This is a genomic window from Capnocytophaga canimorsus, assembly GCF_002302565.1.
GTDB lineage: Bacteria > Bacteroidota > Bacteroidia > Flavobacteriales > Flavobacteriaceae > Capnocytophaga > Capnocytophaga canimorsus.
This window is the reverse complement of sequence record NZ_CP022382.1, coordinates 1796707-1811325: the sequence shown is the minus strand read 5'-3', so window position 1 is coordinate 1811325 and position 14619 is coordinate 1796707. Positions and strand designations below refer to the sequence as shown.

Here is a 14619-nt window from a genome sequence, read left to right as displayed (position 1 = left end):
CACGAAAATTACTTTTCGTGCTGTTTTTGTGTTATAACTATGGAATATTATTCTTCCTTAGGTTTCATTTTGAAAGTTTCCATAAACTTGGTGGTATAGTTTCCTGACAGGTAGTCGGGGTCATCCATCAATTGTAAATGGAAAGGAATGGTGGTTTTTACTCCCTCTACCACAAACTCGTCCAAAGCACGTTTCATTTTAGCGATAGCTTCTTCGCGTGTTTGTGCTGTTGTGATGAGCTTGGCAATCATTGAATCGTAGTTCGGAGGAATGGTATATCCGCTGTAAACGTGTGTATCCAAGCGTACTCCGTGTCCTCCAGGGGCGTGTAATGTAGTAATTTTGCCAGGGGAAGGACGAAAATCGTTGTAAGGATCTTCGGCATTGATACGGCATTCGATGGAGTGTAGTTTAGGCAGATAATTTTTCCCCGAAATTGGCACTCCAGCAGCTACCAAAATTTGCTCACGAATAAGGTCATAATCAATAACTTGCTCAGTGATTGGGTGCTCTACCTGAATACGGGTATTCATCTCCATAAAGTAGAAATTACGATGTTTATCCACCAAAAACTCTACAGTTCCTGCGCCTTCGTATTTGATAAATTCTGCGGCTTTTACTGCGGCAGCCCCCATTTTTTGGCGTAACTCATCAGTCATAAAAGGTGAAGGTGTCTCTTCAGTTAGTTTTTGATGACGACGTTGTACCGAGCAATCTCTTTCAGAAAGGTGACAAGCTTTTCCATATTGATCTCCAACTACTTGAATTTCAATATGTCGAGGTTCTTCAATGAGTTTTTCCATATACATACCATCGTTTCCGAAAGCAGCACCAGCTTCTTGTTGAGCACTTTCAAAGGCCTTTTGTAGGTCTTCTTCTTTCCAAACGGCACGCATTCCTTTTCCTCCACCTCCAGCAGTAGCTTTAAGCATTACAGGGTAACCCATTTCTTTGGCTACTTTTTTGGCGTGTTCTACAGATTCTAAAAGTCCGTCCGAACCTGGAACAGTAGGTACTCCGGCAGCTTTCATTGTGGCTTTTGCCGTAGCTTTATCTCCCATTTTTTCAATCATTTCAGGAGAAGCCCCAATGAATTTGATGCCGTGTTCCGCACAAATTTTAGAGAATTTCGCATTTTCTGCTAAAAATCCGTATCCAGGGTGAATGGCATCGGCGTTGGTAATTTCAGCAGCAGCAATGATATTCGGAATTTTTAGATAAGAATCTTTACTAGGTGGTGGACCGATACAAACGGCTTCATCAGCAAAACGAACGTGTAAGCTATCTGCATCAGCGGTGGAGTACACCGCAACCGATTTGATGCCCATTTCCCGACAAGTACGGATAATTCGCAAGGCGATTTCTCCGCGGTTAGCTATGAGTATTTTTTTAAACATAATGCTAATATGTAATTAAAGGCACAATCTTCTAAAAAGAGGTGCATATAGATTTTACAATCAAAGTTTTACACTAAGAAGGATCTACCAAGAAAAGAGGTTGATCAAACTCTACGGGCGATGAATCATCTACCAAAATTTTCACGATTTTACCCGATACTTCCGACTCGATTTCGTTGAAGAGTTTCATTGCTTCAACAATACAAAGCACATCGCCCTTTGCAATGGTTGAACCAACTTCAACAAACAGAGGTTTGTCTGGCGCTGGTCTTCTGTAAAAAGTACCAATCATTGGTGATTTGATGGTAACATATTTTGAATCATCAGTATTACCTTGATTTGTACTTTGAGTTTCAGGGGCAGTTGTTGGGAGTTGAACAGGCTGTTGAACAGGAATTTGAGCCATAGGCTGAGCTATAGGCAATTGCTGTACATATACTTGTTCTTTATTTCCTTCCTCTGAATTGGTTTTTATGGTGATTTTGATATCCTCCATTTCAAGTTTTACTTCGCTTGCTCCTGATTTGGCAACGAATTTAATTAGGTTTTGAATGTCTTTTAAATCCATAAATTGCGTGTTTTTAGATTTTCGTTAATATAAAGAAATCGGTTAGTAAGCCCATTTTAAATAGATGGCACCCCAAGTAAATCCTCCTCCAAAGGCGGCTAAAATGATGTTATCTCCTTTTTTGAGTTGTTTTTCGTAATCTACTAACGCCAACGGTATGGTAGCCGAAGTGGTGTTCCCGTATTTTTGGATGTTGATCATCACTTTGTCTTCTGAGAGACCCATCCGATGCCCTGTGGCATCAATAATGCGTTTGTTGGCTTGGTGAGGTACTAGCCATTGTACCTCTTCTTTGGTTAGATGGTTTTGTTTCATTATGTCGGCAGCTACATCAGCCATTCCTGAAACAGCGTATTTAAAAACGGTTTTTCCGTCTTGGAAAACGTATTGTTTACCTTGTTTTAGTAGTTCTTCAGTCATTGGTAGGACAGAGCCTCCAGCTTGTACGTATAAGTGATTACGCCCAATGCCGTCGCTTTTCAAAATTTCGTCTTGCACCCCTAATCCTTCGTAGTTAGGCTCAAATAGCGCAGCACCCCCCCCATCTCCAAAAAGAATACAAGTAGCTCTATCGGTATAATCAACAATGGAAGACATTTTGTCGGCACCTACTAATAACACCTTTTTATAACGTCCCGATTCAATGTATTTTGCAGCGACTGAAACTCCGTATAAAAAGCTAGAACAAGCCGCTTGTAGGTCAAAAGCAAAAGCATTGGTAGCTCCGATTTGTGAGGCTACATAAGGTCCAGTGAGGGCAACGGGCATATCGGGGGTGGCTGTTGCAAAAATCAAAAGATCAATTTCTTTGGGGTCTAATCCTTTTTTTTCGATTAAATTTTGTGCAGCCTTAATTCCCAAAAAAGAAGAGCCCTTACCTTCTTCTTTCAAAATACGTCTTTCTTTGATGCCTGTACGCGTTACAATCCACTCATCGTTGGTTTCGACCATTTCTTCTAGCATTGCGTTTGTAAGCACAAAATCAGGGACGTATCCTCCAATTGCTGTAATAGCGGCAGTTATTTTCGTCATCTTTATATGATTATGTCAAAGTCAATATTTGTAAACAAATATCTGCAAATATACGTAATAAATGTGCAAAAATAACAAATTCAAGTTTTTTTTTAGGTCAAACGCATGAAAAATTTTGGATAATATCTTTTAAGTAATCTGTATTGTAGGCAGCTTTGAGTCTTCGTTTCTTTAATCTTAATTTATCTTTTTGATTTTTAATCATTTGTAAGGCTAATTTTCGCAGAGCAGATAGGTTTTCAGCCGAAAATCCTGTTCTGGCTCGGCACGAATCCTCCCGAAATGTTACATCCAAATGCCAATGCAGTTTATTCTCAATTCCCCAATGCCCACGAACTAATTCATTGAAATAATCCGCCGATAAGCCCTCTTCACTGCTGATATAATATCTCGTTTCTTTCTGAATATCAGCACCTAAACGCCTTTCAGATTCAATTTGAATCAGGGTTTTCAACCCCGCCCAAACCGATAAATTTTCGTCAAGCAACACATCTTTCGCCTGTAAAATACGGCATTTACGAGTTTCAAATCGAGACGAAGAATACTCCCATTCTTCTGAAAAACAATCACTTGACCTAGCTTTAAATCTGCAGACTACATCCTCAAATAATTCTGATTGATTCGATTTTAAGGACAGTAAATAATGCCCTTTTTTCGCCATAATTAAAGATGCTATTTCTTTCTGACAGCCCATCGCATCAATGCTAACTACCGCATTTTCAATATCTAAACTATTGATGATTTCAGGAATAGCCGTTATTTCATTGGATTTATCTGCTACTTTTTTCTGTCCGATGCAAAGTTCGTTTTCGCTCACCCAAGCATTTACAATGTAAAGCCCTGTATTTCCACGACTTCTAGGATTTACACCTTTAATTTTCTTTCCATCAATACAGATTTGTTTTTCGCCAAGTGTGTCCAAAATGGCTTTACCACAATCCATTAAGCATTTGTTTAAAACGCTAGTATCCAGTGAACTAAAAACTCGATTAAAGGTATCGTGGGAGGGTACTCCGTTGGGAAGCTTACAATATTCACGCACAAAATCAGGGTGATTTTCAGCAAATAATACCATATCTTCGTAGTCTTCGCCGTTGCTCAAATAGGTGAAAATCCCAATGAGAAGTATGTCAGAAAGAAGATGATTGCATTTGTTCACCATACGAAAATCCTCAATGTCAGAAAAATAACTCACTAAATCCATAAAAACAAAAATATTAAATTTCGTGCGTTTGACCTAGTTTTTTTTTACGTGTGGCATATTCACTCGAGTGTTTTTTTAGGAATAACTTTTTTCTAGGAGATATTTTGTTTTATAAAACATTCAATATCAACACACTTATTGTTTCAATAAAAAAAAACTAAAAATCAGATGATTATAGCAATTGTCTGATTTTTTAAAAAAACATTTGATTTATAGAGTATAACTAATTTATATTTGTCCTAACAAAAGAAAAGAAGTGTTTTTTTTAGATATTTAATTTATAATATAAACTAATTTAAAAACAACAAATACAATGAACAGAAATTTTAAAAACATCGTTTTTGCTGTGGTTTGCTCGTTTCTTGCAATGAATACACAAGCTCAAAATTCAAAAACCACTGAAATTCAAGCAGTAGAAAATTCATTTGCCCTTGACGGAATTCAACAGAAAATTGAAAAATCTTTGGGTGAAGCCTTTGCTACCAAAAACGGACTTCCGTTAGAAAAATTGGAAAAACAACTTTCTGAAAATAAGGGAAATAACCAATGGAATTTGTATTGGAAATCTTATTTGCATCTCTATCAAACCATTTTCTATTCGAAAACAGATAACAAAGAAAAAGCGAGTGAGTACAACCGAAAAAGTATTGATATTCTGCAAGATAAGAAAAATAAAAACGCCGAAGATTATGCTTTATTAGCCAACAATTTGAGTTTGTCGTTTGTTTTTATGAAAAATCAGATGGAAGCGATGCAAATTGATGCCGAAATTCGTGAAAATCTACAAAAAGGCTTTCGTTTGCAAAAGGAAAATCCGCGTTTGCATTATGCGGAGGGCAATTATGATACGCATATTCTCAAACAATATGGCGGAGGTAAAAAGGCAGAAACTTCGCTTTTGAAAGCTATTTCACTCCCTGAACCGAACCAAAATTCCGAACATTTACCTACTTGGGGAAAGAAGGAAGCTTATCAAAGCCTTTTAAAATGGTATTCTTATGATAATCAAAAAGAAAAAGCGAATGAGTTAGAGAGGAAATTTCACGAAAAGTTTTCTGAAAAATCAAAATAAAAAAGGGCAATTTTATTTTGCCCTTTTAAATAACTATTTCTTTAACAATTTGTTATAAGCAGTATAGGCTTGGTAGAGAAAGAAAAATCCTCCCACTGCCAAAAGTGAGGTAACGCCCCAAACACCCGCCATATCATATACCGCAGCAAAAAGACGATTCATCGGACGCGAACCTCCTTCTTGTTCCCACTGTGTCAGGTTATTATGCGTTATGTAAGCATAAACCAAAAATGCTACTCCTATGAGAATCAACACTAAAACTCCCAATTTAGGATTTTTTTTGAGTAAACCTCCGTACTCATTCGTTTCTTTTTCACTCATAAAATGATAATTAAAATTAGCTAACAAAGGTCGAAAAAAATAAGAAATATGACAAGTTATTTCCTTTAATCTTTTTAAAATTTTAATAATGAAAACACTATTTTTATTACTTAATTTACTTGTTTTCAGTTTTGTACAAGCTTAACAAGACAGTCTCCAAATCAACCAATTAGAAGAAGTAGTTATCGTGAAAAAAGACCCGATTTCTGAAAAATTTGCGGTGAAGAAACTCAATTCATTAGATATTTATTTCAATCCTGCTGCCAATGCCGACCCGCTCAAAGCCATTACCACACTTCCTGCTTCCACTAATACAGATGAGAGTGCTAACCCTTCGCTTAGAGGCGGAAGTCCCGATAGGTCAAGGGTTTATCTCAACGGTTCTCCTGTGTTAAATCCCGTGCGTTTCAGTCGGAATGATGGCTTGGGAAATTTTTCACTTTTCAATACTGAACTCATTGATAAACAATATGTTTATTCGAGTAATCCACCTTTGAATTTCGGTAATTCAAGTGCGGGGTTAGTGGAAATAGAAACCAACACGCAGAAAATCAGCGAGTTTACGCAAGTTTCTTTGGCTCTTTCCAATATTGGACTGATGCGAAATCAGAAACTCGGTAAAAACAATTTTACGCAAATTTACGCCAATTATCAGTTTAGCGATGCTATTATCGGGTTGAACAGAAAAAGTTTAGACCAACTGCAACATTTTTCCACTTTCGATTTGGGAGCAAACACACATCTAAAAATCAATAAAAACCTGTCTTTCAACACATTTAATTATTTTATTGATGAAAAATATTCGGTTTTGAATCGTTCTTTGAATTTTTTAGGCGATGTTGAAGCCTTCAAAAAACGCTTTTTTTCAGTGAATAATTTGGATTATTTTACGCAGAAAACTAAAATTCGTTGGGCTTCGATGGTGGATTTTTCCGATTCGGAATTCAAATTCGGAAATATTGATTCCAAAGTGAAAAATATTCAGATTTTCAATGGTTTGGGCTTTAAAACTCAGTTTTCGAGAGCATTTAGTATGCAATATGGTGTAGATGCTTCGGTATTTCGCTATCATTACAATGAAATTTTACCGCAATTTTATTTCAGTTTAAAGCCTGAAAGTCCGACATTTACCAATGAAAAAACAACTGATTTTTTTTATGTAGAACCTTATGTGTATGCCAATTATTCACCTAATAATCAGTGGAATTTTTCATCGGCTTTGCGGAAAAATATTTTTCTTCACAAAAACACCGAAAGTTTTACAAGTTACCAATTTTCAGCTAATTACACGCCAAATAACGAGCATCGGTTGATTTTCAGTGCAGGAAAATACCACAGCTATACTACACCAAATTATATTATTCGCAATTTCAATACGCTGAGCAGTCATCAAATTGCTTTGGATTATTCTTTTGAAAATGAGAAATTTAACATTTCTACATCAGTATATTTCAAAGCAGATAAAGGCGATATTGTAACCAATCATTACGAACAATTTGATAAAACACAAACCTTTGGAAGTGAGGCTTCTGTGGATTTTAAATTGAATCATCAATTTTCTTTTTCAATATCGAATACTTTTATAAATCAGAAGTATATTATTGGAAATCAAAAATATAATACACCTTTAAACTTAAAATACTTTATCAAATCACAATTAACATACAAAAATCCGAAGTGGTTTACGGCTTCATTGGTTTTCAGTACGCGTCCGAGTAATCGTTTTACTCCTGTGCAGTCGGCAGTTTTTAATCCACAAGCCAATGATTTTCAACCTATTTTCGGCGATTGGTATTCCGCTGAAATGCCTCATTATAAACGCTTGGATTTTTCAGCAAACCGACTTTTCTTCATTGGAAAAACAGCAGTTATTGCTTTTATTTCTGTCAATAATCTGTTGAATTTCAACAATTCTGCTTCGGTGTATTACAATTCGGATTACACAAATTTACATTACAACCACCTCCAAAAACGGATTTTCTATTTTGGAACGATGGTGCGGTTTTGATTTATAAAATAAATTAAATTATATTTGTAACCTATTTAAAATTCAATAAAAAATGGAACAATTACAACCTAATGATAGCCTAAAAATCATTCAAGAGGTTATCAATCAACGCAAACAAAAGTACGAACAAAACGGATTTTTCTTTATCTTTTGGGGCGTACTCATTATGTTAGCAGGAACTATACATTTCCTGATGTATCAATTTGATTTTCATTTCAATAAATCGGGACTCGTGTGGCTTATTTTGATGCCTTTGGGATTTATTTTTACCTTTATTGCCAAAATGCGAGAAGGCATAAAAGCCGAAAAACAAGGCAAAAGCATCGACTGGATGGGCTGGCTTTGGTTCGTGGCGGGAATAGGTGCAATGGTGGGCGGATTTACACAATCTTCCAAGTGGATTATTGTACTGATATACCTACCTTTTGCAATGGCTTCCCTGGCAACGGCATTACAGCTGAAAAACCAACTTTGGATAAGTACTTCGCTGGTTTCCTTTGCGTTGGTTTACAGTACTTTGTTTATCAATTACGGATATTACAGCATTTTGATGACCGTAGTTTTGGCAGCCTTGTTGTTTTTAATTCCAGGAATTCAGTTGCATTCGGATTATAAAAAACGAATCTTTTCGTAAGGAACGGATATTTTTAACACATTGATTATAATGAAATTACAAGCGGACGAGATGTGTCTCGTCCCTACGGTGAATAAAAAACAAAAACAATGAAAAATATATTTCTATGTTCCTCTTTTAGTGAGGTAGCTTCTATTTTCGAAACATTTGCAGGAGTCGAAAATAAAGGAAAAATAATCACTTTTATCGCTACGGCAAGTTTAGTGGAAGAGGTTACCTTTTATGTAGATACTGCAAAAAAGACCTTTGAAAAAATGGGATTTATCATTGATGAGTTGGAAATTTCCACCGCAAAATATTCTGAAATTAAAGAAAAAATTCAGCAAAACGATTTCATTTATATTTCGGGAGGGAATACATTTTTTCTTCTTCAAGAGTTGAAAAAATCGGGTGCAGATACCATCATTATCGAGGAAATTAAGAAAGGAAAAACTTATATAGGAGAATCGGCGGGTTCTATGGTGCTTTCATCTAATATTGAATATGTTACCCTAATGGACGATGTAGCAAAAGCCCCCGAATTACAATCTTTTGTAGGCTTAGATGTTATTGATTTTTACCCCGTACCTCATTACACCAATTTTCCATTTGTAGAAGTAGTAGAAACCATGATTTCAGAATTTGGAAAAAAAATAGATTTGTGTCCGATAACCAATTCACAAGCAATTATCATTCACGAAGAAAACAAAGAAATAAAAACCGTATAAATCAAGTGATGTTTAAAAATTTAAATCCTCTTTTGCATTCGCAGTTACGATTGGCAATCATGTCACTTTTGGTTTCGGAAGAAAAAGCAGATTTCAATCGGATAAAAGAAGTTACCCAAGCTACTTCGGGAAACATCAGTGTACAGATAGCTAAACTCGAAAAAGCGGGATATATCACTGTAACCAAATCATTTAAAGATAATTATCCAAATACGGAACTCGCTCTTACTTCCCAAGGCTTAGAAGCCTTTGAGGAATATGTAGAGGCGTTGAAAGGGTATTTAAATAGATAAATGATTAACAAATGAAAAATGTATGAGGAAAAGCCATACATTTTACAATCAAGAAAATCAGCTTCACTTTCTAGCTGGTTTTCTTTCTTTTATTGGACATATCTTCTTGTTTTTCAGCAATTTCCGAAGGCTGTTTGGCATAATCCACCTCCCTTTCCTCTATGATGACACGAACAGAATAACTGCTTGGCTCTATGGGAGTTCCGTACATTTCCGAATAATTTTTGGTAAAAACTGCTCCGAAATAAAGTATGATTGCCGAGTAATAAACCCATACCAACAAAACCAAAACAGAACCTGCCGCTCCATAAACATCTAATTTAGCGGTATTTACTAAATAATTCCCAATTACAAATTTACCCAGCATAAACAAAATAGAAGTAAATCCTGCCCCAATGAGCGTATCCTTCCATTTTAACTTCCCGTCAGGTAAGGTCTTGAAAATGAAGCTAAATATAATCGTAACTATCGAAAAAACAATTGCAATATTAAAAATCTGGGCAAGATAAACTGAATTCTCCGAAAACATTCGTGATAATTGTTTGAACAAAATATCAATGAATGTGTTTATTAACAAACTGACTAACAGCACAAAACCCAAAGCTCCAATCATCGCAAAGGAAAGCAATCGGTTGATGATAATACGTAAAATTCCCTTTTGAGGTTTAGCTTTCAGTTCCCAAATATAGTTTATAGAACTCTGAATTTCAGCAAATACCGCCGAAGCTGTGAAAATAAGTGTAGCGATGCTTATCCATTGGGCTATCCTTCCCGAATCGTCAATTTGTATGTTGTCGATAACGGATTGAATTTGTAAAGCCGATTTTTCTCCGACTAAATCAGCAAGTTGATGGAAAAATTCGGACGAAACTTGATTGGCATCGTAAAACAATCCCACCGATGAGATGATTAAAATTGCCAATGAAGGCAATGCGAAAATCGTGGAGTAGGACAAAGATGCACTTAGTTTCAGGCAATTATCCTCCAAAAACTCCAGTGATGTTAGTTTGAAAAGTTTGAATATTTTATGGTTTGTAATTTTTTTAATCATACTGATTTTCCCTATATTTTCTGTTTTAATTAATATTCAACGAATTATATTCTGGCGGACAAAGATAGGAATTCCAAAAGGATTATGCTTCATTCTATTTTTAAAACACTTGATAAATAGTTAATTTCGCATCTTTACTTGAACAATGTACATCATAAAGAAAGAATGCGTTTAACAAAAAAATTTATAACTTTGTGGAGAAATCCACATTTTGAAAAGAAATATGTTTACTGGAATTGTTGAAGATTTGGGCGAAATTGTTAAAATCGAAAAAGAGAAATCGAATTTACATCTATTTATTAAAAGTAATTTTACCAATGAGTTGAAAATTGATCAAAGTGTAGCCCACAATGGCGTATGCTTAACCGTGGTATCTATTGACAATGAGGTGTATAAAGTTACTGCTATTGATGAAACTTTACGTAAAACCGATCTCAGTACTTTATCTGTTGGCAACCAAGTTAATTTAGAGCGAAGTATGCTGATGAATGCTCGGCTTGATGGGCATATCGTTCAAGGACACGTTGACCAAACCGCCATTTGCTCCGAAATTAAGGACGAAAATGGCAGTACCCGATTTACTTTCGTTTACGACCCAACGCAAGGCAACGTAACCATCGAAAAAGGATCAATTACGGTCAATGGCGTGAGTTTGACCGTTGTGGACTCGCAAACCAATAGTTTCAGTGTTGCCATTATTCCGTACACCTTACAACATACTAATTTTAAAAACCTCAAAAAAGGTGATGTTGTAAATTTAGAATTTGACGTTATCGGAAAATATGTTGCGAAATTATATCAATCTTCCATAAAATAATCATTTAAAAATATCATAAAATGAATACACCCGAAAAATTAGCTGCTTTACGCAAAGCGATGAAACAACAAAAGGTAGATGCTTTTATCGTTTTTGGGTCAGACCCCCATATGAGCGAATATATGCCCACACAATGGCAAGAACGCCGTTGGATTTCAGGGTTTACCGGATCGGCAGGTTGGGTAGTAATCACCCAAGAAAAAGCAGGGCTTTGGACTGATTCTCGATACTTTGTTCAAGCCCCCATTGAACTAAAAAACTCTGGAATTGAACTCTTTAAAGATAGCGTCGAAGGCACCCCTGACTATATGGAATGGATAGGCACACAACTCCCTAAAAATGCCACAGTAGCTGTTAATGCCTTAGCCACATCGCACTTAAATTGGGAAAAATTAAAAAAATCATTGGCTGTTAAAGATATCCATTTGACTGACAGACCTTTACTTGATGATGTTTGGCAAAATCGTCCTGATGAGGGGGATCACTCCATATTTGTACATCCTGAAAAATGGGCTGGTCAATCGGTAAGTGAAAAAATAAATAATATTCGTCTGAAAATGAAAGTTTTAAATACCAATTTTCATTTGATAACTGCCTTAGACGAGGTAGCTTGGACGTTGAATCTAAGAGGAAGTGATGTGGCCTACAATCCTGTTTTCTTAGGTTACATTGCACTTTCTGAAAACCAAACTTTTTTATTTGCCAAAACAGAAAAAATAACGGAAGAGGTAGCTAGTCATTTAAAAAAATCAAATGTTGAGTGGTTGCCCTATTCCGATTTTTTTAACTTCTTATCCAAAATTAAAGGGAAAAGAGTATTACTTTCCTCAAATAGTAATCAGGCTATTTTCAAAAGTTTAGAAGCTGAAAACATTTGTATTGAAGCTGCCTCACCAGCCAGTTTGATGAAAGCCGTAAAAAATGAAACTGAATTGGAGGGCTTCCGAAAAGTAATGGTTCGTGATGGAGTAGCTATGGTAAAATTTTTGTATTGGCTTACCCATCAGGTAGGAAAAGAAACAATGACGGAATATAGTGTAGGTCAGCGTTTACGTGCATTTCGTAGCGAAGGCGAACATTTTGTAGGTGAAAGTTTTGGAAGTATTGTGGGCTATGAGGGCAATGGAGCTATTGTACATTACTCTGCTCCAGAAACAGCAAGTAAAGAAATTTTCGCCAGAGGAAGTATTTTGGTGGACTCGGGAGGACAATATTTGGAAGGTACTACCGACATTACCCGAACCATTCCTTTAGGAGAGGTATCTCAAGAGTTTATTGATGATAGCACACTCACGCTCAAAGGAATGATTCAACTTTCAATGGTAAAATTCCCAAGAGGAACGCGCGGAGTACAACTCGATGCCTTTGCTCGAATGCCACTTTGGAAAAATGCAAAAGACTATGGTCACGGTACTGGTCACGGAGTGGGTAGCTTTATGAATGTTCACGAAGGGCCTCAAAATATCCGAAAAGACCTTAACCCTCAAGAATTACTACCAGGAATGGTTTGTTCTAACGAGCCTGGTTTTTATGTAGAAAGCCAGTATGGTATTCGCCACGAAAATTTGGTAGCTGTTGTTCCATATGAAAAAACACCTTATGGCACGTTCTATCAGTTTGAAACCCTAACCTTGTGTCCTTTTATGCCTCAAGGAATCAATTCGGATTTACTCACTATTGAAGAAAAACAATGGTTAAATGATTATCATCAAATTTGTAAAGAGAAATTGGAGGGGCATCTGCAAGGTGATGTAAAACAATGGTTTCTGCAAATTGTAAAACCAATTAAGTAAAAAACAAGCCAACAAATCTTTGTATATTAAAATATTTTGTTACATTTGAAATCTGTTTGAAAATTATTAGAAGCATTATGAATATACCATCAGAATTAAAGTACACGAATGACCACGAGTGGGTACGCATCGAGGGAGATGTTGCCGTGGTAGGAATTACCGATTTTGCTCAAAGAGAATTGGGGGATATCGTTTATGTTGAAGTTGAAACCGAAGGGGAAACTCTTGACAAAGAGGAAGTTTTCGGAACTGTTGAGGCTGTTAAAACCGTTTCTGACTTGTTCTTACCTTTGAGCGGAGAAATTATTGAATTTAACGCTTCTTTGGAAGAAAACCCAGAGCAAGTAAATACTGACCCTTACGGAGATGGTTGGATGATTAAAGTTAAAATCGCTGACCCTTCACAGGTAGAAACTTTACTTTCTGCCCAAGCCTATAAAGAACTCATTGGAGCTTAAAAGTTACAAATACAGCATTTTGTGGAGTTTATGGCTGATTATGGTTACCTTTCCCAGCCTAAAAACTCCAAGTAAAGAAACCGTTTCGAGCTTCATACCACACTTGGATAAGATAGCTCATTTTACGTTTTATTTTGTATTTACCCTGCTTCTTGTTTTGGCTTTAAAGAGAGAATTATTGTTTTTTAACAAAACTTTATCTATCTACACTTTTGCCGGAATTGTAGCATTTGTTTGGGGATTGAGTATGGAAATACTGCAAAAGACAATAACAGATACAAGAAGCGCAGATATTTTTGACGTATTGTTTAATACTTTTGGCATAGTTGTTGCTTTGGTATTTATAACAAGGTTAACCTCAAAATGCAAAAAAGTATTTTAACAATGTTTGCAAAAATTATAACAATAACCCTTTAAAAAAATCAAGTTATGAAACCGAAAAAGAACCCTCACGCCGACTTGACCAAAAATAGTGGATTGTTCTTTGCTCTCGGTCTTGCTTTGGTTTCTGGGCTCACTTGGGGAGCTATCGAAATGAAATCAAAGGACGACGATAAGAAATTCAACCACGTGATGGATGTCGACAAGAATTTGGATGAAGAATTGGACGCCATAGTAATGCCAAATACGCCGCCACCGCCACCGCCACCGCCGCCACAACAAGCACCTCCAGTAATTGAAATTGTGGAAGATAATAAAGAAATCAAAGAGGAAAATAATTTTAATACGGAAACCAATAAAGAGGAGAAAATCGTTGAAGTTGAACATATTGAAACCGTAGAAGAAGAGATTCCTGTTGATGTTCCTTTTACTTTGATTGAAGACAAACCGATGTTTGAGGCTTGTAAAGGTGTACCTAAAGACAAACAATTTGATTGCTTTAAACAAAACTTAGACAATCACGTTAAGAAAAACTTCCGATACCCCGAAATGGCACAAGAAATGGGTATCCAAGGTAGAGTAAATGTACAATTCCGTATCAATACTGATGGTACCATCACCATTTTAGTAGTTCGCGGACCAGATAAAAGTTTGGAAGCTGAAGCACGAAGAATCATCGAAAAATTACCTAAACTTATCCCTGGAAAACAACGTAATAAGCCAACACCTGTAACGTTCGCTTATCCAATTACATTTAGATTAGCAAATTAATAAAATTCTAGAGAAAAATAGACTGCCTCCAAAAAGCAATTGCTTTTTGGAGGCAGTTTTTATTAAACTCAATCTCATTTTGTTATAATAAAACAACAAAAATGTTATAAAT

16 protein-coding genes are annotated in these 14619 nt (G+C 36.1%); 10 read left to right on the top strand and 6 right to left on the bottom strand.

Translation table 11 applies throughout. From position 1 onward, the window contains the following. Window positions 1-47 precede the first annotated feature (47 nt). From accC to CGC47_RS08025, 4 genes are all read right to left on the bottom strand, one after another. Entirely contained in the window at window positions 48-1397 is a 1350-nt protein-coding gene (gene accC / locus CGC47_RS08040) for an acetyl-CoA carboxylase biotin carboxylase subunit (RefSeq protein ID WP_013996335.1), read from the bottom strand. Window positions 1398-1470: 73 nt separating this feature from the next. Continuing rightward, window positions 1471-1965: an acetyl-CoA carboxylase biotin carboxyl carrier protein gene (gene accB / locus CGC47_RS08035; RefSeq protein ID WP_042000050.1), complete on the bottom strand. Its 495-nt coding sequence runs from the start codon at window positions 1963-1965 to the stop codon at window positions 1471-1473. A 42-nt stretch (window positions 1966-2007) separates the two neighbouring features. Beyond that, window positions 2008-2997: a beta-ketoacyl-ACP synthase III gene (locus tag CGC47_RS08030; protein ID WP_095900216.1), complete on the bottom strand. Its 990-nt coding sequence runs from the start codon at window positions 2995-2997 to the stop codon at window positions 2008-2010. Between the two features lie 97 nt (window positions 2998-3094). After that, entirely contained in the window at window positions 3095-4201 is a 1107-nt protein-coding gene (locus CGC47_RS08025) for an ISAs1 family transposase (RefSeq protein WP_095900215.1), read from the bottom strand. A gap of 313 nt (window positions 4202-4514) precedes the next feature. On the opposite strand from CGC47_RS08025, the gene CGC47_RS08020 reads away from it, so the two are divergent. Beyond that, window positions 4515-5273, top strand: coding sequence for a hypothetical protein (locus tag CGC47_RS08020; protein ID WP_041999059.1), 759 nt, complete (start codon window positions 4515-4517; stop codon window positions 5271-5273). Between the two features lie 33 nt (window positions 5274-5306). Here CGC47_RS08020 and CGC47_RS08015 read toward each other — a convergent pair whose 3' ends face one another. Continuing rightward, window positions 5307-5594, bottom strand: coding sequence for a hypothetical protein (locus CGC47_RS08015; protein WP_095900214.1), 288 nt, complete (start codon window positions 5592-5594; stop codon window positions 5307-5309). A 187-nt stretch (window positions 5595-5781) separates the two neighbouring features. On the opposite strand from CGC47_RS08015, the gene CGC47_RS08010 reads away from it, so the two are divergent. The 4 genes from CGC47_RS08010 to CGC47_RS07995 all read left to right on the top strand — a co-directional run bounded on the left by CGC47_RS08010 (window position 5782) and on the right by CGC47_RS07995 (window position 9236). Then, window positions 5782-7602 (top strand): TonB-dependent receptor plug domain-containing protein, encoded by a 1821-nt coding sequence (locus CGC47_RS08010; protein ID WP_232779652.1) that lies wholly within the window; start codon window positions 5782-5784, stop codon window positions 7600-7602. A gap of 52 nt (window positions 7603-7654) precedes the next feature. Further along, on the top strand, window positions 7655-8236 hold the full coding sequence (locus CGC47_RS08005) for a hypothetical protein (protein ID WP_042001022.1): 582 nt from the start codon (window positions 7655-7657) through the stop codon (window positions 8234-8236). 89 nt (window positions 8237-8325) lie between these two features. Beyond that, window positions 8326-8943, top strand: a complete 618-nt coding sequence (locus CGC47_RS08000) for a Type 1 glutamine amidotransferase-like domain-containing protein (protein ID WP_095900213.1) — start codon at window positions 8326-8328, stop codon at window positions 8941-8943. A gap of 8 nt (window positions 8944-8951) precedes the next feature. Next, window positions 8952-9236: a winged helix-turn-helix domain-containing protein gene (locus CGC47_RS07995; RefSeq protein ID WP_042001112.1), complete on the top strand. Its 285-nt coding sequence runs from the start codon at window positions 8952-8954 to the stop codon at window positions 9234-9236. Between the two features lie 70 nt (window positions 9237-9306). Here the strand turns inward: CGC47_RS07995 and CGC47_RS07990 are convergent, their stop codons facing one another. Further along, window positions 9307-10287 (bottom strand): YihY/virulence factor BrkB family protein, encoded by a 981-nt coding sequence (locus CGC47_RS07990; protein WP_111938326.1) that lies wholly within the window; start codon window positions 10285-10287, stop codon window positions 9307-9309. A 223-nt stretch (window positions 10288-10510) separates the two neighbouring features. On the opposite strand from CGC47_RS07990, the gene CGC47_RS07985 reads away from it, so the two are divergent. The 5 genes from CGC47_RS07985 to CGC47_RS07965 all read left to right on the top strand — a co-directional run bounded on the left by CGC47_RS07985 (window position 10511) and on the right by CGC47_RS07965 (window position 14507). After that, window positions 10511-11104 carry a riboflavin synthase gene (locus CGC47_RS07985; protein ID WP_042001024.1) on the top strand — a complete coding sequence of 198 codons (594 nt, stop codon included), beginning with the start codon at window positions 10511-10513 and terminating at the stop codon, window positions 11102-11104. A 20-nt stretch (window positions 11105-11124) separates the two neighbouring features. Continuing rightward, on the top strand, window positions 11125-12897 hold the full coding sequence (locus CGC47_RS07980; protein WP_042001025.1) for an aminopeptidase P family protein: 1773 nt from the start codon (window positions 11125-11127) through the stop codon (window positions 12895-12897). A gap of 77 nt (window positions 12898-12974) precedes the next feature. Further along, window positions 12975-13355, top strand: a complete 381-nt coding sequence (gene gcvH / locus CGC47_RS07975) for a glycine cleavage system protein GcvH (RefSeq protein WP_042001027.1) — start codon at window positions 12975-12977, stop codon at window positions 13353-13355. Window positions 13356-13395: 40 nt separating this feature from the next. Continuing rightward, the gene (locus CGC47_RS07970; protein WP_042001029.1) at window positions 13396-13737 is read left to right on the top strand and encodes a VanZ family protein; all 342 of its coding nucleotides are present in this window, start codon (window positions 13396-13398) and stop codon (window positions 13735-13737) included. A gap of 47 nt (window positions 13738-13784) precedes the next feature. Further along, window positions 13785-14507, top strand: a complete 723-nt coding sequence (locus CGC47_RS07965) for an energy transducer TonB (RefSeq protein WP_042001030.1) — start codon at window positions 13785-13787, stop codon at window positions 14505-14507. Window positions 14508-14619: the final 112 nt, after the last annotated feature.

What these genes read in the sequence shown, in the direction of transcription:
- CGC47_RS07990 (WP_111938326.1), bottom strand. Translation starts at nt 10,287, where the DNA reads ATGATTAAAAAAATTACAAACCATAAAATATTCAAACTTTTCAAACTA.
- accC (WP_013996335.1), bottom strand. Translation starts at nt 1,397, where the DNA reads ATGTTTAAAAAAATACTCATAGCTAACCGCGGAGAAATCGCCTTGCGA.
- CGC47_RS07965 (WP_042001030.1), top strand. Translation starts at nt 13,785, where the DNA reads ATGAAACCGAAAAAGAACCCTCACGCCGACTTGACCAAAAATAGTGGA.
- CGC47_RS07970 (WP_042001029.1), top strand. Translation starts at nt 13,396, where the DNA reads ATGGTTACCTTTCCCAGCCTAAAAACTCCAAGTAAAGAAACCGTTTCG.
- CGC47_RS07985 (WP_042001024.1), top strand. Translation starts at nt 10,511, where the DNA reads ATGTTTACTGGAATTGTTGAAGATTTGGGCGAAATTGTTAAAATCGAA.
- CGC47_RS08005 (WP_042001022.1), top strand. Translation starts at nt 7,655, where the DNA reads ATGGAACAATTACAACCTAATGATAGCCTAAAAATCATTCAAGAGGTT.
- CGC47_RS07995 (WP_042001112.1), top strand. Translation starts at nt 8,952, where the DNA reads ATGTTTAAAAATTTAAATCCTCTTTTGCATTCGCAGTTACGATTGGCA.
- gcvH (WP_042001027.1), top strand. Translation starts at nt 12,975, where the DNA reads ATGAATATACCATCAGAATTAAAGTACACGAATGACCACGAGTGGGTA.
- CGC47_RS08000 (WP_095900213.1), top strand. Translation starts at nt 8,326, where the DNA reads ATGAAAAATATATTTCTATGTTCCTCTTTTAGTGAGGTAGCTTCTATT.
- CGC47_RS07980 (WP_042001025.1), top strand. Translation starts at nt 11,125, where the DNA reads ATGAATACACCCGAAAAATTAGCTGCTTTACGCAAAGCGATGAAACAA.
- CGC47_RS08025 (WP_095900215.1), bottom strand. Translation starts at nt 4,201, where the DNA reads ATGGATTTAGTGAGTTATTTTTCTGACATTGAGGATTTTCGTATGGTG.
- CGC47_RS08020 (WP_041999059.1), top strand. Translation starts at nt 4,515, where the DNA reads ATGAACAGAAATTTTAAAAACATCGTTTTTGCTGTGGTTTGCTCGTTT.
- accB (WP_042000050.1), bottom strand. Translation starts at nt 1,965, where the DNA reads ATGGATTTAAAAGACATTCAAAACCTAATTAAATTCGTTGCCAAATCA.
- CGC47_RS08015 (WP_095900214.1), bottom strand. Translation starts at nt 5,594, where the DNA reads ATGAGTGAAAAAGAAACGAATGAGTACGGAGGTTTACTCAAAAAAAAT.
- CGC47_RS08030 (WP_095900216.1), bottom strand. Translation starts at nt 2,997, where the DNA reads ATGACGAAAATAACTGCCGCTATTACAGCAATTGGAGGATACGTCCCT.